The sequence below is a fragment of the Polynucleobacter sp. UK-Mo-2m-Kol15 genome, assembly GCF_018881505.1.
GTDB lineage: Bacteria > Pseudomonadota > Gammaproteobacteria > Burkholderiales > Burkholderiaceae > Polynucleobacter.
The window spans coordinates 1078814-1101863 of record NZ_JACVQC010000001.1; the positions used below are offsets into that span (position 1 = coordinate 1078814).

The 23050-nt window shown below is 42.3% G+C and carries 22 protein-coding genes; 9 read left to right on the top strand and 13 right to left on the bottom strand.

The window, feature by feature from the left end; translation table 11 throughout:
• Positions 1-3: 3 nt before the first annotated feature.
• From ICN43_RS05660 to ICN43_RS05675, 4 genes are all read right to left on the bottom strand, one after another.
• On the bottom strand, positions 4-1092 hold the full coding sequence (locus ICN43_RS05660) for a S9 family peptidase (RefSeq protein ID WP_216197669.1): 1089 nt from the start codon (positions 1090-1092) through the stop codon (positions 4-6).
• A gap of 150 nt (positions 1093-1242) precedes the next feature.
• A complete protein-coding gene (locus ICN43_RS05665; RefSeq protein ID WP_216197671.1) occupies positions 1243-2223 on the bottom strand; it encodes a tripartite tricarboxylate transporter substrate binding protein in 981 nt (326 codons plus the stop codon).
• Positions 2224-2266: 43 nt separating this feature from the next.
• Entirely contained in the window at positions 2267-2740 is a 474-nt protein-coding gene (locus ICN43_RS05670) for a cupin domain-containing protein (protein ID WP_216197673.1), read from the bottom strand.
• A gap of 188 nt (positions 2741-2928) precedes the next feature.
• On the bottom strand, positions 2929-3912 hold the full coding sequence (locus tag ICN43_RS05675; protein WP_255533518.1) for a tripartite tricarboxylate transporter substrate binding protein: 984 nt from the start codon (positions 3910-3912) through the stop codon (positions 2929-2931).
• A gap of 141 nt (positions 3913-4053) precedes the next feature.
• Here ICN43_RS05675 and ICN43_RS05680 point away from each other — a divergent pair, with 141 nt between their 5' ends.
• Both ICN43_RS05680 and ICN43_RS05685 read left to right on the top strand, forming a co-directional pair.
• Positions 4054-4893: a cupin domain-containing protein gene (locus ICN43_RS05680; protein WP_216197677.1), complete on the top strand. Its 840-nt coding sequence runs from the start codon at positions 4054-4056 to the stop codon at positions 4891-4893.
• A 15-nt stretch (positions 4894-4908) separates the two neighbouring features.
• Positions 4909-5790: an NAD(P)-dependent oxidoreductase gene (locus ICN43_RS05685; RefSeq protein WP_216197678.1), complete on the top strand. Its 882-nt coding sequence runs from the start codon at positions 4909-4911 to the stop codon at positions 5788-5790.
• Between the two features lie 87 nt (positions 5791-5877).
• Here ICN43_RS05685 and ICN43_RS05690 read toward each other — a convergent pair whose 3' ends face one another.
• Positions 5878-7290 carry an FAD-binding oxidoreductase gene (locus tag ICN43_RS05690; protein ID WP_216197680.1) on the bottom strand — a complete coding sequence of 471 codons (1413 nt, stop codon included), beginning with the start codon at positions 7288-7290 and terminating at the stop codon, positions 5878-5880.
• A 104-nt stretch (positions 7291-7394) separates the two neighbouring features.
• Here ICN43_RS05690 and ICN43_RS05695 point away from each other — a divergent pair, with 104 nt between their 5' ends.
• The gene (locus ICN43_RS05695) at positions 7395-8294 is read left to right on the top strand and encodes a LysR substrate-binding domain-containing protein (protein ID WP_216197682.1); all 900 of its coding nucleotides are present in this window, start codon (positions 7395-7397) and stop codon (positions 8292-8294) included.
• A 9-nt stretch (positions 8295-8303) separates the two neighbouring features.
• Here ICN43_RS05695 and ICN43_RS05700 read toward each other — a convergent pair whose 3' ends face one another.
• The 6 genes from ICN43_RS05700 to ICN43_RS05725 are packed head-to-tail and all read right to left on the bottom strand — an operon-like array spanning position 8304 to position 13742.
• Positions 8304-9059: an SDR family NAD(P)-dependent oxidoreductase gene (locus ICN43_RS05700; protein WP_216197684.1), complete on the bottom strand. Its 756-nt coding sequence runs from the start codon at positions 9057-9059 to the stop codon at positions 8304-8306.
• A 12-nt stretch (positions 9060-9071) separates the two neighbouring features.
• Positions 9072-10049, bottom strand: a complete 978-nt coding sequence (locus tag ICN43_RS05705; RefSeq protein WP_216197686.1) for a tripartite tricarboxylate transporter substrate binding protein — start codon at positions 10047-10049, stop codon at positions 9072-9074.
• Positions 10050-10068: 19 nt separating this feature from the next.
• On the bottom strand, positions 10069-10716 hold the full coding sequence (locus ICN43_RS05710) for a glutathione S-transferase N-terminal domain-containing protein (RefSeq protein WP_216197687.1): 648 nt from the start codon (positions 10714-10716) through the stop codon (positions 10069-10071).
• Complete coding sequence (locus tag ICN43_RS05715; protein ID WP_216197689.1) at positions 10713-11612, bottom strand: TauD/TfdA family dioxygenase; 900 nt, start codon at positions 11610-11612, stop codon at positions 10713-10715. Before ICN43_RS05715 ends, ICN43_RS05710 begins: the two co-directional genes overlap by 4 nt.
• Before the next feature lie 15 nt (positions 11613-11627).
• On the bottom strand, positions 11628-12737 hold the full coding sequence (locus tag ICN43_RS05720; RefSeq protein ID WP_216197691.1) for a mandelate racemase/muconate lactonizing enzyme family protein: 1110 nt from the start codon (positions 12735-12737) through the stop codon (positions 11628-11630).
• A gap of 24 nt (positions 12738-12761) precedes the next feature.
• Positions 12762-13742 carry a tripartite tricarboxylate transporter substrate binding protein gene (locus ICN43_RS05725; RefSeq protein ID WP_216197694.1) on the bottom strand — a complete coding sequence of 327 codons (981 nt, stop codon included), beginning with the start codon at positions 13740-13742 and terminating at the stop codon, positions 12762-12764.
• A gap of 172 nt (positions 13743-13914) precedes the next feature.
• On the opposite strand from ICN43_RS05725, the gene ICN43_RS05730 reads away from it, so the two are divergent.
• From ICN43_RS05730 to ICN43_RS05755, 6 genes are read left to right on the top strand one after another with little or no spacing between them, the layout of a single operon-like run.
• Entirely contained in the window at positions 13915-15105 is a 1191-nt protein-coding gene (locus ICN43_RS05730) for a GTP-binding protein (protein WP_216197696.1), read from the top strand.
• Positions 15106-15131: 26 nt separating this feature from the next.
• Entirely contained in the window at positions 15132-16493 is a 1362-nt protein-coding gene (locus tag ICN43_RS05735) for an amidohydrolase family protein (protein ID WP_216197697.1), read from the top strand.
• Positions 16490-17248 (top strand): SDR family oxidoreductase, encoded by a 759-nt coding sequence (locus ICN43_RS05740; RefSeq protein WP_216197699.1) that lies wholly within the window; start codon positions 16490-16492, stop codon positions 17246-17248. The genes ICN43_RS05735 and ICN43_RS05740 overlap by 4 nt, the downstream gene beginning before the upstream one ends.
• 2 nt (positions 17249-17250) lie before the next feature.
• Positions 17251-18306 carry a Gfo/Idh/MocA family protein gene (locus ICN43_RS05745; protein WP_216197701.1) on the top strand — a complete coding sequence of 352 codons (1056 nt, stop codon included), beginning with the start codon at positions 17251-17253 and terminating at the stop codon, positions 18304-18306.
• Positions 18303-19085: an aldolase/citrate lyase family protein gene (locus ICN43_RS05750; RefSeq protein ID WP_216197703.1), complete on the top strand. Its 783-nt coding sequence runs from the start codon at positions 18303-18305 to the stop codon at positions 19083-19085. The genes ICN43_RS05745 and ICN43_RS05750 overlap by 4 nt, the downstream gene beginning before the upstream one ends.
• A gap of 45 nt (positions 19086-19130) precedes the next feature.
• A complete protein-coding gene (locus ICN43_RS05755; RefSeq protein WP_216197705.1) occupies positions 19131-20111 on the top strand; it encodes a tripartite tricarboxylate transporter substrate binding protein in 981 nt (326 codons plus the stop codon).
• Positions 20112-20209: 98 nt separating this feature from the next.
• Here the strand turns inward: ICN43_RS05755 and ICN43_RS05760 are convergent, their stop codons facing one another.
• Positions 20210-21937, bottom strand: coding sequence for a hypothetical protein (locus ICN43_RS05760; protein WP_216197707.1), 1728 nt, complete (start codon positions 21935-21937; stop codon positions 20210-20212).
• A gap of 20 nt (positions 21938-21957) precedes the next feature.
• Positions 21958-22935 carry an AAA family ATPase gene (locus tag ICN43_RS05765; RefSeq protein WP_216197709.1) on the bottom strand — a complete coding sequence of 326 codons (978 nt, stop codon included), beginning with the start codon at positions 22933-22935 and terminating at the stop codon, positions 21958-21960.
• Between the last annotated feature and the right edge of the window lie 115 nt (positions 22936-23050).

Consider the following 23050-nt stretch of genomic DNA (forward strand, 5'->3'; position numbering starts at 1 on the left):
AGGTTAATTGATAGAATTTAAAAAATTAAGTATATCAATTCTTAATTTTTTGGTTACATCTATGTCTGCGCAAAAGTCAGCCTTTGGCGCACCTATACAATTACCAGTGGCTGAGTCTCTCCCACCTGACGCCGTGCACCAATATGGATTAGCACTATACCAGCACCGATTTACTGGTTTGTCAGGAGGTGTTTCCGAGTCAAAGGCATGAGTTGTATTAGGTAAATGTATATATTTTGCAGCCCATTTAACCAAATTAGGGTTACATGAATTTATATCGGTTCCACTTCCTGGCGGCTCAAGTTCTGCTGTGACTAGAAAGACTGGTGCGTAAAATGGGCCGAGTTTAGGGTTAAGTGTCTCGGATACATTTTTCCCATGATTGCCTGGTGTTAGTTGCCAACTCCAGCAGTAAGGGTAGATAGAAACGCCTGCTCGATATAATTCCCTATGTTTTTCGGTAATCGATTTCTCATCTGTGAATGCACGCAATACACCCCATCCGCCTTGACTCCCGCCCATTAGAAAAATACGACTTGCATCAACTTGGGGTTGCTCTCGTAACCAACGCGCAGCTGCAAAAGCATCACGCGCACGGGTGTTTGCTCCTAGTGTTGAAAATGCAGGCCGGTGCTCGGTAACACTCGCATCAATCTTTCGCCAATTCGCAATAAATCCGCGACTCCAGTGACTATCTAAAATTAATACATTAAATCCTTGAGTAAGGAACCAACGTGCGTGTCCATACTCGATATCGCTAGGCCCTCCAACGCCACCATGCTGGAGCACGATTGTCGGATGCTTGCCATCTTTTTTTGTTGGATTCCAGCTTGCCAGTAATTTCCCGGATTTAGCTTCACTCCAATCTGGAACAACTGGTATATGGCGTGCAAGCCCAAATCTTTTAGGCTGCTCGTTGAAGGCTAAGTTGCCGAATTTTAGCTTTTGGACTTCTTCTAAATTGGGTGGCTCAGTTCGTACAATAGGAGGTGGTTCTTCGTATTCCTTGCCCCAAAATGCGCATACGGGCGCAGAAAAAAATAAAATTAAACTAGCTATTGCAATAATGAAATTGCTTTTAAATAAAGTCATATTTTGTGTTTAATTTATTCTAATATTGAAATAATTCAATGACTCAACGACTTCTATGATTTATTTAAGAACAAGGAAATGGATTTTATGTTGAGAGTTTTATCATCAATAAAACTTCGTTCATTTCTTTCATGGCCTCGGTTATAAAGCTTATGGTAGCTCGATTTCAATCTCTCGAACTGCTTTTCCCCAGCGGCTTGTTTCAGCTTTAACATAGGCCCCAAACGCTTCAGGCGAAGGGCTTCCTGCAGCAATAGTGCCACTTGTGGCCAGTTTTTCCTGAACAGATTTTTGAGCCAACACCTTAGTTAAAGCGGTAAACAAGGTATTTACTATTTCGGGTGGGGTATCGCGCGGCGCAAAAATACCTTGCCACGACGAGGAAACCCTTGAAGGATATCCTTGCTCAATAAGCGTGGGTACCGATGGGAGCTGTTCAAGACGATTGGTGGATGTCACTGCCAGCGCTTTAATTTTATTGGATTTGATATATCCAATAGCAGAGGGCAAGGTAACAAACATAACATCTATTTGACCGCCAATAAGATTTGTTATGGCTTGGCCTGCACCGCTCTTATAGGGCACTTGAGTCATGTTTATCTTGGCCTCTTTCATTAAAGATAGCATCTCTAGACTATTTAGACTTCCACTGCCTGAAGATCCAAAATTTAGCTCTCTTTTCTGCGTCTTGGCGTAATTAACAAATTCTTTTACTGTTGAGCTTGGAATCTCGGAATTGACTACTAAGACGGAAGGGACGTCAACCACTTTGGTTATGGGAATAAAGTCCTCCGCAGGCTTAACCTTTAAAGTAGCACCAAAAACACTTGGATTGATTGATATGGTCCCGACATTCCCAAAAAAAAGCGTGTAGCCATCAGGCGTTGCTCTTGCAGCGGCCTCCATGCCGATGTTACCGGCAGCTCCACCTTTATTGTCTATCACAACACTCTGTTTTAATTCCTCGCTAAGAGCTTGGCTGATGATTCGAGCTGAAAAGTCTGATGCACCTCCTGGGGCAAAAGGTACGATTAAGCGTATCGTCCTTTGAGGATAGTTTTGCTGAGCATTCACTCCTGTAGTAAGTGCAAGCAATGGCACGCAAAACAGGGCAACAATAAAATTCTTCATCTCAATTTACCTTCAAGAGAATGGGCGCAAATGAGCAAATTAATTATTTAACCGCTTTCTTTGCTGCACGGCGAGGTTTGGGCTCAAATCCAGGTTCGTAGTGAGCACCAGACATTTTGCCGTCGATGGCCTTTCCAATAATGCCCTGAGATAGATCTTTTAGCGCAAGAAAAATGACATCCTCATCAGGATCGGAGATGAGGCAGTGAGGTGCATTTGCCGGAATGTAGACTAGAGTTCCTGCAGGCGCAACTACTTTCTTGCCATTAACCCAGCCTCGTAATGTCCCTTCAATCACATAATTGAATTGTTCATTTTTGTGGCTATGCATACGTGATCCTGTGCCACGCGGCTTGTGTATATAACCTACCAGCATTCGAGCGCCTTCCACAACGCCGCCATGTGCCGTGGAATAACCAGTTCCAGCCGCTATTTTTTTTAACTTTGCGATCTTAAAGGCATACTTGCCATCTCCTGCTGCAATTGCACCTTCAGTCTTAGTTTTTTGTTTTGGCATTATCTGTGCTCGCTTTTTTATTATTCGGATTTTTAGATTAAGTAATTCAGAATTTTTAAATGATGATTTCTTAAAGTCTAAACTTGATAAAGACTATGCGCCTATAAAAATACTTTGTCATGCGGATTAATACCTAGCATTAAGAGTTCGCATCGATGGATTGGATAGTTCGCATCGATAGCGATGGCTTAATCAGGGCTTACTCCCACTTCCTTGACAACTTTGCTCCACTTCTGAATTTCACTGCTTAAAAATTCTTTAGCAGCTTCCGGTGATTTGCTCGTTATCACAATAGCACCTTGTTTATCAAAGCTCTCTTTAATCTCAGGCATGCTTAAGGTTTTGATAGCGGCGCTGTAGATTTTATTGATGATCTCTTTTGGAGTGCCGGCAGGGGCTGCCAACATTGTCCAAGATCCGCCAACCAATTCAGGGTAACCAAGCTCAACAACTGTGGGTATGTTTGGAAATTCAGGCAAACGTTCTGTCGTCGTAATAGCAAGACCTTTTAATTTTCCAGAATTGAGAAATGCTCGAGCAGAGGAGATATTTAAAAATGCCATTTCCGTCTCACCACTTACTAGACCTATTGATGCAGGTCCAGCACCGCCTTTATAGGGAACATGTACTAATGATGCATTGATAGATCTGATATACCTCTCTGCTTGCAAACGGTTTACGCTTCCCGAGCCTGGTGATGCAAAGTTAAATTTTCCTGGATTAGCTTTTAGTAGGGTAGTTAATTCGGCAATATTGTTAACCGGTAATGCTTGAGGAACTGCGAGCACTCCTGGCAAATCTGCCACTAAGGTAATGGGAGTGAGGTCTCGTAAAGTATTAATTTTGAGATTAGGTAAAAGGGATGGGTTGATTGCTAGTGCACCGATATTCCCTAGATAGATCGTATAACCATCCGGCGCAGCTTTGGCAACATAATCTAGCCCAATATTCCCAGAGGCACCTGGCTTATTGTCAATTATTATTGGCTGACCTAAGGCCTCACCTAATTTATTTTGCAATACCCTAGCAACTAAATCGGAAGTTCCCCCAGGTGCAAAAGAAACAACTAAATGAATTGATTTGTTCGGATAATTTTGCGCAAAGGAGTTATGAGTAGCTCCTAAGAGTAGTAAAGAAAAAAATAAGTAGTAACCCTTAAATAATCTTTTCATCAACACAGTGCACCTCGCTTAACTGCTATAGTAGATTTGGAACGAGAAAAGGATAGATTTAAACTAATCTTATCGTACATCAACAACCTCATTAATACTAGCATCGACTTATTGGCGGTGATAGAGCAAGGAATTTTATATATGCCATTTTATAGATTTGAGAAATTGCAAAGTAAGGCGCTTACTCCGGATTTATCCTCCGCGCGTGGGCCAGTAATTGAGGGTGAGTATATTTATTTCTGCCAAGTCAATAAAGCGGCTGGAACAGGTTCAGAGCTGCATTACCATCCAAATGAACTTCTCATCTTTCCTACCAGCGGGCAAATTAATGCGATTGTTGGCAAAGATAGACGTGTTGTAGATCCGGGTACATTTGTGCATGCTCCCGCATATGCCCGCCATTCGATGAAGGCTACTGAAAGTGGGGATCTTTCTTACTTGTATATCAAAGATAAGACTTGGACTGTAGTTGGATTGGCTGCAGATCAAGCTGTGCCCGATAAAGCTTTTACCGTAGATGAAATTAATTCATTGATCAATAAAGGTGGAAAGCGTAATGCTGCCACTGGGAACTCTGAGGCTGTTATTGAAGGGCTGCATAATAGTTATTACCCTATGCTTGATTCCCTTGATGCACCACAATTTTCTACTCGAAGAGTATATTGGGTTGAAGGTGAGAGGATGGGTTTTGGTTTAATTGATATGCCAAAAAACTATCAAGAACCTACAATTCAATCTCAGCATGAAGTTTTTATCTATGTCATCTCTGGGGTAATGAATGCCAAAGTAGGCGCCAAGAGCAAAACTGTAAAATCAGGTGATGTCATTCACATACCACGCGGTCAATCCTATAAGCTTGATAGCAAATCTAGCTTTGTTCGATATGCGATGGCTTGCTCAACGCCATACTTGGAGGCCAGAATCGATGGAATGAGTAAAAAAGAGCGAGATCAAGCCCGAATTCACAATAAGGCAAATTAAATTTATTAATTTGTTATGAACAATAATCTTTCGGTAGCGTTTATTGGTCTGGGCCAGATGGGACTTCCTATGGTCATGAGTTTATTGCGAGCCAATATTGAGGTTCATGTTTATGATGTCGCTGCCGCTGGGAGCATTCAATTAGCAAAAAATGCAGGTGCAAAACACGAAGATAGCTTAGAAAAGCTTGCTTCCTCTGCCATGTTCATTATTACTATGCTTCCAAGTGGAGAGGTGCTAAGGGATATTTTATTCGGGGAGCCTAATCTAAAGTCATTTATTCGCCCTGGATCTGTCCTACTGGATATGAGTACATCCAATCCAAAGCATACGCAATTAACTCATGCAGAACTGGCCTCGCTAAATATCTCAATGATGGATGCGCCTGTAATGGGTGGAGTTGCTTTTGCAAAGGATGCAAGCCTGGATTTCTTGGTTGGTGGAGATAAGGACCTTATAGAGAAATGTAAGCCAATTTTTGACGCCATAGGAAGATCGGTTACTTACTGCGGGCCGATTGGTTCTGGACATGCGCTTAAGGCTTTAACTAATTATGTAAATGCAGCGGCAATGATGACTGCAGTTGAGGCGCTTAGTATTGGAAGAGCATTTGGCATGGATGAGGATGTAATGTCTAAATCACTCATTGGGACATGTACAGGCAGAAATCATCCGATTATAAAAAAGGTTATTCCAAAAATATTAACTGGAACTTACGATTCGGGGATGGCAATAGGCTTGCTAGAAAAAGACTTAAAGATTGCCGCAGATATTGCCTTACAGGCTCAATCTGAGCACCCACTTTTAGATGAATCTTTAGGAATTCTGAGTAAGATGGTCCAATCTATTGGTACCTCCAAAGATCAAACTGAGATTGCTAAGTACTGGCGAAAATAATTTCAGCGTGGGCGAATAATGTTGCCACTTAAATCGTTTGGTGGCTCACTCGGACCAAAGGGTAAGGGGGTCATTGCCCCAAATTGGTTAAAGAAGTATCTTTTTGGGGTTAAAGATTCCATGTGGATCAAGACCTGCCTTAATCTTTTTCATCAAATTGAGCTCGGTTGAAGTTTTATACTTAATGAGTTCTTGAGCTTTATTTGCACCGATCCCATGCTCGGCTGAGATGGATCCTCCCATTTCATTTACCAAATCGTGTATCCACTCGTTCACTAAATATTTGTTTTTCATAAATATGTCGGGATTCTCCCCGCTAGGGGCGGCAACGTTGTAATGTAGATTGCCATCACCCAAATGACCAAAATCAATAATGCGAGCAGTTGGAAGTTCTTTGTTAATGATTTTTTTTGCTTCCTCTATGAATTCAGGTATTTTTGAAATAGGCAAAGAAATATCATGTTTTATATTTTTTCCATCCTCCACTTGCGAGAGAGGGATGTGCTCTCGAATTTCCCAAAAGCGCTTAGATTGGGCTAGTGATTGTGGGATGATGGCATCGGTAATTAAATTCATCTCGAATGCCTCTTCAAGAATAGCATTTAGTAGTGTGTATGCATGCTCCTCACTTTCATTATCGCTAATTTCAATCAGGATGCAGTAAGGAACTTTTGTTGAAAACGGGTAAGCAAATTGTGGAAAATACTGGTCCACTAGACTAAGACAGGTATCAGAAATCAGTTCAAATGCAGTCAGTTGGGAGTTGGCCTTAGTTTGCACAAACTCCAAAAGTTGTATTGCTAGGCTAGGGGAATCCAAGCTCAGTAATGCTGAGAGTCGTGCCTTTGGAAGTGGGACTAATTTAAGAACCGCTCCAGTAATAATGCCTAGGGTTCCTTCTGCTCCAATAAAGATATCTCTTAAGTCATAACCGGTATTGTCTTTTCGTAAACTTCTTAAGCCATTCCATATCTCGCCTTCAGCGGTAATCACCTCGAGACCTAAGCACAAGTCTCTAGCATTTCCGTAGCGCAATACGGCCGTACCGCCAGCATTGGTCGACAAGAGTCCCCCAACGGTTGCGCTACCTTGTGAGCCCATAGTGAGTGGGAATTCCAGTCCATGCTCATGAGCATAATTATGTAAATTTTCTAATACGACTCCAGCATCAACCGTGATGGTTTTGCCAAGAGCATCTAGGGATCGAATTTTATTGATTCGTTCAAGGGAAATCACTAACTCTTGACCGCTATCATCTGGCAATCCGCCTCCCACTAAACCTGTGTTGCCGCCCTGAGGAACAATTGAAATATGGTGTTTTGCCGATAATTTAACAATGCTAGCAATCTCTTCAGCATTCCCTGGCTTTGCGACTGCAAGCGCACTCCCACTTGCTCTGCCAAACCAATCACATACATATTTTTTTTGGTCTGCGGGGTCAATAAGAATATTGTTTTCGCCAATTAACTTGGCTAGCTCTTGAAGGAATGGGGTTTGCAAAATAGGGCTTTCTGTATTATTTCTTTAAAAATAACTGGTATAACATAATAGATCAATACCTATATTTCAATACTTTTCATAGACTATGTCTATACTATGTACCTATGGAAATACGACATCTCAAATACTTCTTAACTGTATCCCGCCTTGGTAGCTTTACAAAGGCCTCAGAAGAGCTTTATGTCACACAGCCAACCTTATCGCATCAGATGAGGCAGCTAGAAACGGAGTTAGGTTGCGAACTATTGGATCGATCATCGCGTTCTATTAGGTTGACGGGGGCAGGAGAAATATTTGCCCGTTACGCCAATCAGGCAATGAAGGAAATAGAGGATGGAAAAGCAGCAATTCAGGGCTATCAAGGATTGCAGGTTGGTAGTGTAGTGATTGGTGCTATTTCTGCATTCACGAATAATTTACTTCCGCCAATTCTTTCAGAGTTTTCTCAGTCATACCCCGGCATCAAGGTCAAGATTGTTGAATTACCCACCGGTGAAATGCAAAAACAAATTAGGGATGGCGATTTGGCATTTGGCTTAGGTTATGGGCCAGAATCAACCGAGCTCATTGCTGGTGAAGAATTATTTCGTGAAGATTTAATGTTGATTGTTTCTAAACAGCACCCTCTGTCAAAGAGTGCCTCTGTGAGCGTTAAGGATATTGCGCGCACAAAGCTTGCTTTATTGTCATCCGAATACATGTCTAGAAAATTGATTGACATGGCATTTTTGGAAATTATGACTGTGCCCGATATTGCGATGGAGATGAACTCTATTGACGCAATATTAGAGACCATCGGTGATTCACAGCTAGCTACCATCATGACCAAAAGGATGATGCTCAATTACAAAAAATTGGTAGCTATACCAATTCGCCCAGAAATACTAAGATCTGCTGCAATATTTAGACGTGAAAATGCCAATTTGTCGCCTGCAGCCCAGATTTTGGTCGATATGCTGATTGCAAAATACAGAAAGCATGCAAAAAATAGTAGTCAGAATTAAAGGAAATTTTTAAATCATAGTGGCGCCACCATTGACATCCATGGTGATTCCTGTGACATAACTTGCTTTTCGGCTGGCAAGAAAAATAATCGCATTTGCAATTTCCTCTGGCTCGGCGAGTCTACCCACTGGCGTTGATTTTTGGATGTGCGCTATTCTTTCTGGGCTTCGTATCGCATTTGTTCTCGGTGTGGCAACGTTTGCTGGGGCAACTGCATTGACTGTAATGCCATAAGGACCAAGATCTTTTGCCGCTTGTCTAGTTAGTGCAAGCATTCCGCCTTTTGCTGCGGTGTAATGGGGTGGGTTTGGGTTGGTCCCACTGCGAGCAGCCATACTTGAAACAGATACAAATCTTCCATACTGTTGTTTAATCATGTGTGGTGCAACTGCTTTGAGAAGAAAAAACATGGAACGTAGGTTTGAATTAACCACCGAATCCCATGCATCAATTGGGCAGTCTAGAAGGTTTACATAGTTTGGAAATCCACCGGCGCTATGGATTAATGCGTGTATAGCTTTTTCTGATTTTGCAATTTCATCAATCTTACTTTGCGTTGCTTCCCAAGAGTTAAGGTCAGCCACTGCAACTATAGACTTGCCTCCAAATGCTTTAATCTTTTGATGCACATCCTCTGCGCCTTGTTTATTAAAATCCATAATCACTACGTTGGCACCTTCTTTGGCTAACTCAATTGCACAAGCTTCACCGATCCCGGTGGCGGAACCTGTAACAACAACGCATTGATCTTCAAAGCTCTTCATAACTTCTTCCTTTTATTCTGCAGTGATATTCGCATCTTTGATGATTTTTGACCAGCGACGTTGTTCATCCCTGAGATCTTTTTCAAATTCAGCGATAGAGCTGCTCACGCTAATTTCAAGGCCAGCTCGATTTGCTTTGGCGCGTACATCGGAATTTTTAGCAACATCGGAAATATCATTAAATAATTTTTCACGAATACTCATCGGGGTATTTTTTGGGGTAAAAAAACCCGCCCAATTACTAATTGATAGGCCTGGGATTGTTTCATTGATAGCTGGAAGGTTTGGTAAAAATTGTTGACGAGAGCTTGTTAGTACAGCCAGAGCTTTAATTTTCCCAGAGCCCAATACCGCGCTTGCTGCAGCATAAGTTGTAAAGCTCACGTCTATATCGCCTGCGGCTAAATCAATCATGGCGGGTCCACCACCCTTGTATGGAACATGGATTAGATCTATACCAGTTATTTGTTTAAAAAATTCAGCAACTAGATGGTCAGCAGAACCAATACCAGAGCTTCCATATCTAATAGGCTCTTTACGACTTTTTGCCCAAGTTAGGAATTCATTTACAGAGTTGATGTTACGGCTGGTGGGCACCACCATAATGTTGACAATTTCGGCAACGCGCATGAGCGGTAAAAGATCTTTATCAGGCGAGTAATTGAGCTTGCTTACCAATAAAGGAGCCATGGTAGTTGAGGCTGGGGTGGCAATTAAAAGGGTGTAACCGTCACCAGCTGAATTTGCGACAATTTCAGTACCTAAACGAGATCCTGCACCGGGCTTGTTTTCGAGAACAATAGTTTGTTTAAGTTTTTCACCCAAGGGTTCGCTAATAGCTCTCGCTGCAGCATCAAGAGCTCCTGCTGCTGGAAAGGGAATAATGACTTTAATAGGTTTACTTGGATATTTCTCTGCAGATTGAGAATAACAATAAAAAGATAGTGTCATTCCGAGCAAGAGTGATATGAACTTTATTTTTTTTAACATATATTTTCTCTCAAGATGATTAGACTGCATTTAATGCATATTGTGCGACGCAATTAAAGTAATCTTTACGTTCTAGCAGGCGATCGTAGTAAAGACTCAGATTCAGAAAATTGGATTTTTTTTGGTCAATCTTTTCCCATTTATCAATCAGTACACCTAATGGGATATCGGCCATAGAAAATGCCTTTCCTGCAATGAATGGCGCTTGTCCTAGCTGGTCATTAGCGATCTTCATTAATGGCTCAATTGAATTAAATAATTGACTTACTTTAGCTTCACTAAAGTTTTCGGGTGGTGTACGGGCAAAGTAAAGAAAAAATTCTCGGAATAGGGGGTAATACAAGGTCGCTGACGTCCAATCCATCCATTGATCTTGGTGGGACCAAGATTGAAGATGTTCGCTTGTACAGTCAGATGGAAAAGTCTTTGCCCATAGATAGCGAATAATGGCATTTGATTCATAAAGAATAAAACCATCATCGTCAATTACTGGAATACGCCCATTTGGATTCATCTTCAAAAAATGAGCCTCTTTGATTACTCCATAGTGTTGCCCAGCTACATTATTTGTATAGCTCAGCCCCAACTCTTGTGCGCACCAGAGAATTTTTTGGACATTGAGGGCAGCAGGCCGCCCCCAAATGATGAGATTGGATTTGATGATCATCCCCTAGAGTGTGGTTTCAGTGTATGCGCCTCTTTTGCCATGAAAGGCTTATGCCCCTTTACTTGGGCGGCATGCAAAATACGATCATGGCTCGAGTTAAAGGGGCCGCGACGATGAATTACGCATCGGTTGTCCCAAAGTACGACATCATTCTCTGCCCACTCATGACGATAGATGTAGCGTTCTTGGGTGGCATGCTCCCATAGACGATCTAATATTTCCTCTGACTTCTCTAGCGACTCTCCCATGATGTAGTGGGCTAGCCTTCTACCCAAAAATAAGGAGTTGCAATTGCTCTCTGGATGGGTTGATACCATAGGATGAATGGGCCCTTTGCCTTGAGTTGGATCTGTTACAGGTGTGGCTCCCATACGTAGGGCTCGGTTAGTGTCGTAGGCAATATCGTGTTTTATAGAATGATTTAATGCGTAATCTTTTAAGTCTGTAGGTAGGTCATTGAATGCTGCGTACATATTGGCAAATTCAGTGCTACCACCCGCTGTCGATGGAGGAATCTTGATGCCGTGCAAAATTCGCATTCCTCCAACCACCTCTTTAAAGGAATAATCGCTATGCCAGATTACTTCGCCATCACCTAGTTCTCCAATCGGCACACCGTCAATTTTTACGTTTGAAACTACGGTAATTTCTGGCGCAGCATCGCTCTTCTGGATGCCGGAGCGCTCATGTTGTGCTGGCGGAAGCATTAATTCACCGAAGATAGAGGACACCCGAATCAAGTCATTGTCATGAATGTTTTGATTTCGAAAGAGCAGTAATAGGTGGTCTAGATAAGCTTCTTTTAATACTTGAGCATCATCGCTGGATAACGGCAAGCTAAGATCTAGCCCAATGACTTCAGCACCTAAAGAGCGAGGAAGGGGAATAATTTTCATTTTTACCTCCTTGAATTACTTCAGTGTAAATTTTTGAATTAGCGTCTCATTTACCTCAATACCAAGCCCAGGTTTTCTATCTAAAGTGAAGACCCCATTTATGGTGGCGATTGGATGTTGGACAACATCTTCTGCCAAGTATTGATTTGTGACGCTGATACCCCAGTCAAGATTGGGTAATACCGCGCCAGTTTGGAATAAAGATGCCGCTGCAATACTAGATTCTGCAACCTTGCAAGCGAGGTTGACTGAGAGACCGATATTTTCGCAAAGTACTGCAGCATTGACTACCGAGCTGATGCCACCGAGTTTGATAATTTTTAAGTTTGCTCCCTCTATCGCCTTGGCATTACTGAGTGTGACTATATCTTCAACCGAGGTAATGGATTCATCTCCACATAGTGGCACGGAGATTCGGCTTGCTAGCTGAGCCATACCATTTAGGTTGCCGCTTCTTAATGGCTGTTCAAAAAATAGCAGGTTTACGCTCTCTGTTGCTTGGAAATAGGAAACGGTTTCGCTTGCCGTTAAGCCCATATTGGCATCTGCACATAAAATCGCTTTTGATCCTAGCTCTTTTCGCAAGCGTAGGGTATGAGCTATGTCTTCTTCAATGGCTCGCGCACCAACTTTAATTTTAAAAAATTGGGTGCCCATTTTTTGTTTCGCTAGTGCATCGGCTATGTCTTGATCACTACTTCCACTTCCAAGCAGAGTCATAGGTGAGAATTGCTGTCGCCTTGCTCCCCCTATCAAGTCAAATACGGGTACATCCAGGTGTTTGCCGCAGAGATCTAGTAGGGCGCACTCAATTGCACATTTTGCTCCCGTATTACGATAAATTTCTGTTGAGACTTTCGCCATCAACTGAGCATGATTCAGCGCATCTTCATTGATCAGCAAAGGGGCAAGATAGTCTTCAACTGCTGCAAGCATTCCAGGCAGAAGATCGCCTGTCATAGTTGGAGCAGAGGCAGATTCACCCCATCCGACAAGTCCGTTCTGGGCTTCAATGCGAACAATTAAGTTGTAAGCTTTGGTAATCACGACGCCAGCCATATGCATCGGCTTTAAGAGTGGTAGGGCAACTGGAATTGCCTCAACTTTTTTAATAATTAGACTCATGTTTTAGCTTGCTCTTAAAGTAATTTACGGCTGAGCACGAATTTGTAACTCATTTGCTATATTCACCCAGCGATTAATGTCTGCCTCTAAAAATAATTTAGCCTGACTAGGTGTTAATGGCATTCCGGTGGCTCCTACTCTTTGGAGGCCTGCTTGAAATTCAGGATCCTTAAGGGCTTGTAATATACTAGTGGACAATTTATTCAGGATGGCTGGCGGTAAATCTTTAGGCCCAAAAAGTCCATACCAAGATCCCATAACGAAATTTGTTCCGCTAGCTTCAGCAATGGTTGGAATCTCAGGCAAAGCTGGGGAGCGCTCTTTGCTGCCAATAGCAATACATTTTATTTTTCCCGCCTTCATATGTGGCATTGCGCTTGGTATCGAGTCATAAGTCATTGAAATCTGCCCACCCATGACATCAACCATTGCTGCTGGCAAACCTTTGTATGGGATGTGAGTAACATCAATCCCCAGCGTTTTCTTAAGGGCTTCAAACCCCAGATGCGGAGAGCTTCCAATACCGGATGATCCATGGGTCAGTTTTCCAGGATTTGCTTTTGCAAAACGCACTAGTTCTGCAATGGAGTTAATGCCTAATTGTGGATTTAAGCAAAGCAAGAAGGGCGCATCGCTAAAAATAGCAATCGTCGTAAAGTCTTTTATAGGGTGGTAAGGCAAGTTGGGGATGGTTGCAAAATTAGTAGAGTGAGTCCCAGTCGTGCCCAGTAGCAAGGTGTAGCCATCCGGCTTACTTTGAGCCACATATTGACTTCCGATTACTCCAGATGCTCCCAATTTATTCTCAACAATAAATGGTTGCTTCAGTATTTCACTGAGCTTTTGTGACATTACTCTGCCCATAAAATCAGCGCCACCACCAGCAGTAAAAGTGACTATGACCTTTACTGGGCTTGATGGATAGTTTTCTTGTGCTAACGCCGGGCTCACATGGGTAAGGAGGGATACAAAAAATAGGATGGTTAAACCAATTCTTCTCAGCATATAGTTCCCCTTTTTTTGGTTGTTGGTACCAAATTAGTCCGATCTTAGTATTCACGCAAATGATATTTTTAGATATTTAATATAGATAGCATCTATTAATAGATATCATCTATCATTTATATAAATATATATCATTTGATCTATATATTTAGGAGGTATACATTCAGTACTCATGTTTGATACCCAAGACCTCCAGTTCCCCCATGCTTCATCATCTGAGGCCAAGCCTTTGCCTGTAACTATTCTCACAGGTTTTTTGGGCAGTGGAAAATCGACATTTCTAAATGCCCTATTGAGAAACCCAGATTTTCAAAAAACACTTGTCATAGTGAATGAGTTTGGTGAAATTGGCTTAGATCACCTGTTGATTGAAAGGCCTGAAGAAAACATAGTGTTGCTAGAGGGCGGGTGTCTTTGCTGTGAAGTACGCGGTGATTTAGTTCAAACTTTGGGCGATATTCATCAGCGTCGAAGCAGTGGTACCTTAGCTGAATTTGATCGCATTGTGATTGAGACAACGGGTTTATCAAATCCAGTACCCATTATTCAATCGATTCTTTGTGATTTTGAATTGAGAGCTCATTATGAGCTTTGTAAGGTCATAACAATTGTTGACTCTAGAGAGATTCAATCGCAGATAGAGAAATTTACAGAGGCAGTAGAGCAGGTTGCTGTTGCAGATGTGTTACTGGTGAGTAAGACCGATCTTCAGGATCATCTACCAATGGATCAACTTGAGTCAATTTTGCGACCTGTAAACCCAGGCTCTCCAATCGTGATTAATAATCGCGGCGTTCTAAGTGATTTTAATTTAATTGAATTCTTGAAGGCAGAATCTAGTACGGAACATGATGCATTTATGGGCTGGCTCGATCGAGGTGAGAGCTTTATTCTCGCAAATCAATCTTCTCGCTCCCCAGATACAAATGTACGCTCCGCACTTCATCCCATGCATGGCAAGGGAATTTCTTTGTTCTCTGAGAGTAATCGAGTCCATACCTTCTCCCTTCGGCGTGATGGAGTGATTACCGGTAACAGTTTTGTAGTTTGGTTGAATCTATTGACAACGATGAAGGGTGAAAATCTTCTTCGGCTGAAGGCTATTCTAAATGTTGAAGGAATGCCGGTAGCTCTTCATGGAACCCACACCATCATTCATGAGCCAATTCAGATGTCTGAATGGCCAAGCTCTGATCACTCTTCAAGATTTGTGGTGATTGCCAATGGGCCCATACAAAAACAGTTTGAAAGATCACTTGAATTGCTGGATTTTAATGTTCAGACTCACAATGAAGTCTCTCTCATTAATCCAGACTCGTACCAGAATTTTTTAAAGCTAGCAGAATCATTTAGTCGTGTTTGATATTTTTATTTATTGGAGGAGTTAAATTGGGCGAACTATATAAAAAATACATCCCACCAGAGCAAGAGGGTCCAGTTGTATACATCAAAGGCGCTCGCTTAATAGATGTGGTTAAAGCTAAGGTGATCGAGTCCCCAGTCATTGCAATACAAGGTAAGCGCATTGTCCAGGTCGGTACTGATAAAGAGATTCATATACCTGAGGGTGCGCAAGTGACGGATTGCAGTGGCCTGACTTTAATGCCCGGCATGATCGATAGTCATCTTCATACGATGATGTTCAATTGTTTAACTTTCCATAATTATCGAGTTTCTCAATGGGAGATTACGCCAGAGCTGCAGCAAATGTATGGCTTATTCCATGCTCAACTGTGTTTTGATATGGGTTTTACTACTCTACGTGACCTTGGCTTAGCATCAAGTCGCGGACTGATGACTGCCCACCTTTGTGCGGTTAGGGACTCAATTAATGCAGGCGTCCTAGAGGGGCCCCGAATGTTTATCGGTGGATTTACTTCGATTACCGGCTCTCATTTAGATTTAATTAACCCGCGCGCAATGCAGCGATATGGTTTTCAGACTGCCGATGGCCCATGGGAACTTCGAAAGTTAGCGCGTCAAAATATGTTGGTGGGTTGTGATGTTGTTAAGACTTGTGCAACTGGTGGCGGAGGTACCGATAAGGAAGAACCAGATATTCGCAATATGACGCAAGAGGAAATTGATGCGATTGTGGATGAGGCTCATGCTTTCCATAAGATTGCAGCTGTGCATTGCTTTACTCCTGCGGGGCAAAAAATGGCATTGAATGCAGGGGCTGACACTATTGAACATATGGTGTTTTCTGATCAGGAGACAGCTGACCTTATCGCGGATTCTAATGTCTATATGACTCCAACTCTATTGCATCGTACTGATCATGCAATTGAAATGAGGCGGATGCAAGGCACCTCTTTGTTTGTGATCAACAAAATGAAATCAATACAGTCCAGTTGTTTTGACACGTTCCAAAGAATGCATAAGACTGGCGTGAAAATTGCGATGGGGACAGACATGGGCTTTGATCCTGAAATGGGGACGAATGCAAAAGAGCTGTCTATTTATGTTGATTTGGGCATGTCTACTATGGAGGCACTCCAGTCTGCAACCATTAACGGCGCTAATGCAATCAGAGCCTCTAAGGATTTAGGTAGCATTGAGGTTGGTAAGTATGCAGATATCCTAGCGATTAACGGCGACCCTACCAAGGATATTAATTGTCTTCAAGAGAAGAAAAATATTCAGATGGTCATGAAGGAGGGGCGAATTTATGCCGATCGTCGAGAAGGAAAAAATAAAAATGTAGTGTCGGTCAATCCTGGTGAATGGAAGAAAATTGATTACCTATGAGCGTCCAAAATACCGATGATTTTTTGACGATTGTTACAGGTGCTAGTTCGGGTCTTGGTGCAGCTACTGCTCATAAATTAGCGCTTGAGGGCCGGAGAGTGCTTACTTTACAAAGGCGCCCTCCTGAGAATTTAATGCGTGAAAGTTATCGTTACCCCATTGAGTTTATGGAGGTCGATTTGTATGATCAAGTTGCTATAGATCAGGTAACCCAGCTAATTAATCAAAAGTATCAGGTCGGCTATTTGGTGAATAATGCCGGTGTTAATCGCCCGGGTAGTATCGAGGCAGTCACTGAAGATGATTTGGACGCCGTGTGGCAGCTCAATATTAAGGCTCCTATTCAGCTGATACAAGCTTTTTTACCGCAAATGAAAGCCAATCGCTTTGGAAGAATCGTCAACATTTCTTCAAGGGCTATCTTAGGTAAAACAGAGCGCATTGCTTATGTATCTTCCAAAATGGGCGTAGTGGGTTTGACCTTAAGTCTTTCGCTAGAGCTTGCCCCTTTTGGAATTACTGTTAACGTAATTGCGCCCGGACCTGTAGAGACTGAATTATTTACACGCGGACACCCTGTTGGTAGCGAAAGAAGGGCCTTTGTTATTGATAGCGTGCCCATGAAGCGATTAGGAACGCCGGAGGATGTTGCAAGAGGCATCAGCTTCTTTCTATCTCCAGAAAATGGTTTTATCACAGGCCAGTTGCTGTATGTCTGCGGCGGCATTAGCGTCAGCGGCTCCGGAGGCTTATAAAGATGATTAATTTAGGCATTATTGGCTTAGGAAAATGGGCTTCAGTGTTAGCAACGGCGAGCACCCATTCTTCAAAAATTCGTATTATTTCTGCATACTCAAGATCTCAAGAGACGCGAGAGAAATTCACAGCCAAACATCATATTCCGCATACCAATACTGTAGAGGAGTTGCTAGGTAACCCTGAAATTCAGGGCGTCATTTTGACGGTGCCCAATGAGCTACATTTTGAGTATGCGAAATTATGCGCTGAGCATGGCAAGCCTGTATATATTGAAAAGCCAATCACCAATAGTTTGGTTGAGGGAATCAAATTAAAAGAGATCTGTGATCGTCTCGGTGTGGGTGTATTTATTGGACATGTTGCAAAGTTATTGTCCGGCATTCAAATAATGTCTGAAGAGATTCAAAGTGGGAAGTTGGGTGAGTTGTGCTTAATTGAGGGAAATTTTTCCAATGAACGCGCCTTATCATTAACTTCAGATAACTGGCGCTGGTATCAATCTAAAGCGCCAGGCGGACCTTTAAGCCAAATTGCCATTCATATGTTTGATGTATTTCGCTTTTTGGGTGGTTCCGTCGCAGAAATTAGCGCAATGTCATCCAGGAAATCTCCAGTAGGAGCCGAAGTTGAGGATCAGTGGCTAGTTAATATGCAATTTGAGAGTGGCACTCTAGGATCGATTGCAAGCTCGTGGACGTCTCCCGGTGTTTTTGAGGTGAGGGTGGTTGGCACAAAAGGCTTAATGCACTATCGCTTGGATCAGACCAAATGGGGTGAGCCAGAGTTCCTCTACAAAGATGCAAGTTTGATTTTTCAGAAGGTCGGGGAGTCTTTTATGCATGCAGTTGAGTATCCCTTGCCTCCTGATAATATGTTTCAAAAAGAGTTAGAGTTGTTCGGTGAAATGATTTCTGGCCACAGTCAGCCACTCTTTGATGCAAGCTACGGTATAGAAATTTTGGGATTAGTGGAGGCAAGTAGGTTATCAGCAGCCCAAAATTGCGCTAAGATTAATTTAAAAAGTTTCCTCTCAAAGACAGAAGGTAGTAGATGACAATCCCAAACAGTACATTACAGACTGAAAATATCTTTAAAAATCGCCTTTTAAAAGGTGATATTTGCTATGGCGGTTGGTCTACCATGGGTTCAACCGTTGCTACAGAGCTTTTGGGTCTGAGTGGTTTTGATTGGGTCTTAATTGATGGTGAGCATGGTGCCAATGACTATCGAAGTTGTGTAGAACAGCTACTGGCTCTAAATGGTACTTCGGCTGCAGCCTTTATTAGGCCTGATGCTAATGATCCCGTGACTTTAAAGAGACTCTTGGATTTTGGTTTTTATAATTTTCTGATTCCCATGGTTGAAAGTGCTCAATCTGCTGAATCAGCAGTTAGGGCAACAAGATATCCCCCTGATGGTATCCGGGGCGTCTCAGTTTCAACTCGCAGCAATCGTTTTGGTTCTCAGCTCGACTATTTCAAGCAAATCAACCAATCTATTTGTATGATTGTGCAAATTGAGTCTCCTTTGGGCATACAAAATGTGAAAGAAATTACCGAGACTCCGGGTGTTGATTGCGTCTTCATAGGCCCACAAGATATTGCTGCCTCACTAGGTTTTATAGCCAATCCAAGTGCTAAAGAAGTTCAGGATGTTATGAAAGATCTAGCGAAAAAAATCATTAGTTATGGAAAGCCTGTTGGCATCTTGGCTGCAAGTCAGGTTGATGCAAAGATTTATCGGGATTGGGGAATTCAATTCATTGGGGTTGGGTCAGATCAGGCTTATATTAAAAAAAGTGCCGCTACTATTTTGAGTGATCTGAAAAGTTGATAGTTGATGTTAAGCATAATTAAATAAGTATTTCTGGAGAAAAAAATGAAAACTACGAATGTCTTAAAATTATTTCAAAGCTTGATTCTATGCATTACCTTCTTATTGCCGGGTGTAGCTTTCTCTCAGGCTTTTCCAAATAAGCCCGTTAAATTTGTGCTGACTTACCCACCTGGGGGTAGCTCAGATTCCATTGCAAGGGGAATTGCTGTTAGGTTAAGCAAAATTTGGGGGCAGCCTGTTGTTATTGACTACAAACCAGGTGCTAATGGAGCAATCGGCATGGATTATGTTTTGAGTCAGCCTGCTGATGGCTACACTATGGTGCTAGGAAATTTTGGGCCGTCTTTAGTTAATCCCTTGATTAGTAAAGTTAACTTCAATATGGAAAGGGATTTTGCTCCAATAGCGCTAACTACTGTTGCAACTAGCGTATTAGTTGTTCCTGAGAATTCGCCATATAAAACACTCGCTGATCTTGTGGCAGCCGCAAAGAGCAAGCCCAATGGATTAACTTTTGCTACCAGTGGTTCTGGAAGCATTTCAGATATTTCCACCGAGTTGCTGATGAGGGAGGCGGGTATTAAGATGGTCAAAGTGCCATATAAAGGAACCGCTCCAGCCATCAACGATATTCTTGGTAATCAAGTAGATTTGATGATTTCAGATGTAGCCCCTGTGACACAATTTATTAAGGCAGGTAAATTGAGAGCTTTGGCTGTTACTAGCCCTACTAGATCAAAATTCTTGTCGAATGTTCCTACATTTGTAGAGCAGGGATATCCAGGCGTTGTTACTTTAACTTGGTGGGGCATCTATGTGGCTGCTAAAACACCACAGGCTATTCAAGAGAAGTACTCTAAAGATCTTATTACCGTCATGAAGGATCCAGAGCTCAGAGATAATTTTGCCGGCTTTAGTGTGGAAGCAGCTTCCAGTACTCAAGAGGAATTCAAAGCCTTTTTGGCAAATGAAACTGCCAAATATAGCAAGCTAATCTCAGATAATAATATTAAGGGCAATTAATTTTTTTGTATTTGCCGCAGTAATTTCAATACTAAATACCGGTAAGCTTGCTCTGTTTTCTAGTATAGATTTCAGAGCAAGCGGGTATCCTAGCTAACTTAGATTTTTGTAGTCTTGAGTTCCTTGTACCAATTGATAAGGCATTCTGTAAGATCCTCGGTTTCTTGATTCCAGCTCAAGCGGTTTGGAAAGTATGGCCTTAGTTCATCTCCAATTCCGCACCCCCACAGCTCAAAATGATTTTGTTGTTTGCACCATTCCACTGCCTGTAACAGGTGATTTTTAAGAAAATATTCCCCATTCGCCTCAATAGTGGCTCTGTCCATGGGGCAGCCATCAGAAAATAAAATGAGTTTTTTATGGAGATCGCCATGACCTCCTTCTTTTTGCAGTCGTTGGGCTGCCCAAAGTACTGCTTCACCATCGACACTCTCTGCATAGATCTCGGGTCTTAGGAGTGCGGCAATACCGGGTCTTGCTTTACGCCAGTGTGTCTGAAAGTCCTTAAAGATCCAGTGAGCACGTTCGTTTAGTCTTCCGGGATTGGGGATTTGCCCGCCTTTTCGCCATTCCTTAAATGGTCTTCCACCTTGCCAAGTCTTCGTACTATAACCAAGCACTTCAGTTTGAATATGTGCCTGCTCCAATATTCTGACAAGAGCGTCTACGCAAATGGCAATCTTCAGTCTTTGATCCTTCATTGAGCCGGAGCAGTCAATTAATAGCGTAACCCTTCCTAAAGCCTCTATCTTTTTAGAGGGATGCTGATAAAGAACAGGGTCAAGCGGGGCAGTTGCAATGTGGGTAAGGTAGCGTCGGTCTATTAGACCCTCAGTCTGGGTAGTCTCACGCCTTTTGAGTGTTGTTGTATTGAAAATATTTTGATACGACCTGATCAATTTCCCCCAGGGAATATCTAGCTTTGCAATTGCTTCGTTAAGCTCATTCTGGTAAATGGCGAGTTGGGCTTGGCGAATACTTTTTTTGGCCTCAATTTCAATGTCATAGGCAGGATTAAATACTTTATATTGCCCCAATGATCTTTCTAAAGATTGTTTGGCATGTGATGTAGAAGCATGTCCCCGTTTTTCAGATTGAGAGCTATGGCTTGGAGGTTGAGTCCACTCAATCTTCAAGAATGTATTGCTAATATTTTTTTGTTTTGTTCGGATGCTAGGAACATTCTGATATTCCTTATTGATTAGTTTGGAAACCAGTTGAGCAAGTCCCAAGGAAATCTTTGCATAGCTAACTTGGTCAGATTGATTATCTTTAAGCTGGACTAAATAAGGTCCAATATCCTCTGCAAGTCCTGCGCGAGTAGCTTCTACTACATCCTGCATCAACTCTGGGATAGGCCTTTGGTTTAGTTTGACCCATACCATGCAGAAAATAGAGAGTAATAGCAGGCCAATGCTGCCTTCTACACCGCCATTGGCCATGAATTCTTGCATCCAGGCGATAAACTGTTTTTGAACATTCTCTTTGCTACCCTTTAGCTCGGCTGGGCAGGTACTTTCTACGCGGATTTGTTCAAGAACTTCAAATACAAATGACTCAATAAAGGTGGCCGGGGAATGAGCGAGGTGCAAATCATAGTTGGAGTAAAGAAGGCGCAATGCAACGCCATCAAGTATGCCTCTTGGGTGAGCCCATGAGGCTTGTAAATAATCTATATTGAGGTGGGGGGCTAAGGCATTAAGTGCAAGGCCTTGATGAAATAGTTGCCAATCCCGAATTTGAAGATGGATATCGCCTGACAGGGAGCGAATGATAGCGCTATATTGATTTTGCAACTCTACTTCATGGTGGGATTCGTTTTGCAAGGTTAATGAATAACAAAATTTTAGTTTGTATTGATGGGTAACTCGGTGGCAAAGCAGCGTTGGTAGTATTCAGCAACTAAAGCTTTTTCTTCTGATGCGCACTTATTTAAAAAGGCTAAAGTAAAGCCTAATTGCAAGTCCTTGAAGATGCGCCAGTTTTCTCCCCAGGTAATAAGTGTTCGAGTTGACATTAATGTAGAGACATCGCCAGCCTCAAATCCCTTTCTAGTGAGATTGGCAAGGGCAATCATTTGCTTTGCAGTGTTTGGCAAAAGCTCTGGAACTTTGGCAATTAATATTTTTTCCTCCTCCGGGGGTTCCAGATAATTAAGTGCAGCAACAATATCCCAGCGGTCCATTTGCCCATGATTTAGCAATTGAGTCCCTTGGTATAGCCCATTCCAATTACCTAGGCCAACCGTATTGCTTGTTGCAAAAATTCGAAATGCTAGGTTTGGTTCAATGACTTTATTCTGATCCAATAGAGTGAGACGTCCTTCTCGTTCAAGCATGCGCTGAATCACAAACATCACATCAGCTTGACCGGCATCGTATTCATCTAGTATCAGTGCAATTGATCTTTGCAGGCTCCATGGAATCAATCCCTCCTGAAATTGGGTGACTTGCTTGCCATCTTCAAGGGTAATGATCTCTTTCCCAATCAGGTCCATGCGGGTAATTTGGCCATCTAGATTAATGCGTAAACAGGGCCAATTTAAGCGAGCAGCGATCTGCTCTAAGTGCGTCGACTTTCCAGTCCCATGCATACCTTGCAGCATGACCCGCCGGTTATAAGCAAACCCAGCCAGAATTGCCACGCTTGCCTCCGGATTAAGTTGATAGCTTGGATCAACAAGGGGTACTAGGCTGGATCTTTGACTAAAAGCGGGGATTTGAAAATCGGCAAATCTTTTACATTCTGGAAAGGCGGAATGCAGTGAAACCAACTTATCTGGCTTAAAACCGAGTAAATCAATGGATGAGGAGTCTGCTGCCATGATGCGTCCTTAAAAAGTCTTAATGCATTGCCAAATATATTCCATATTCGGGTTTATCTGCTTGACAGCAACGAAAATACGCGATTAATATTGATATTGTAGAACAAAATGTTCC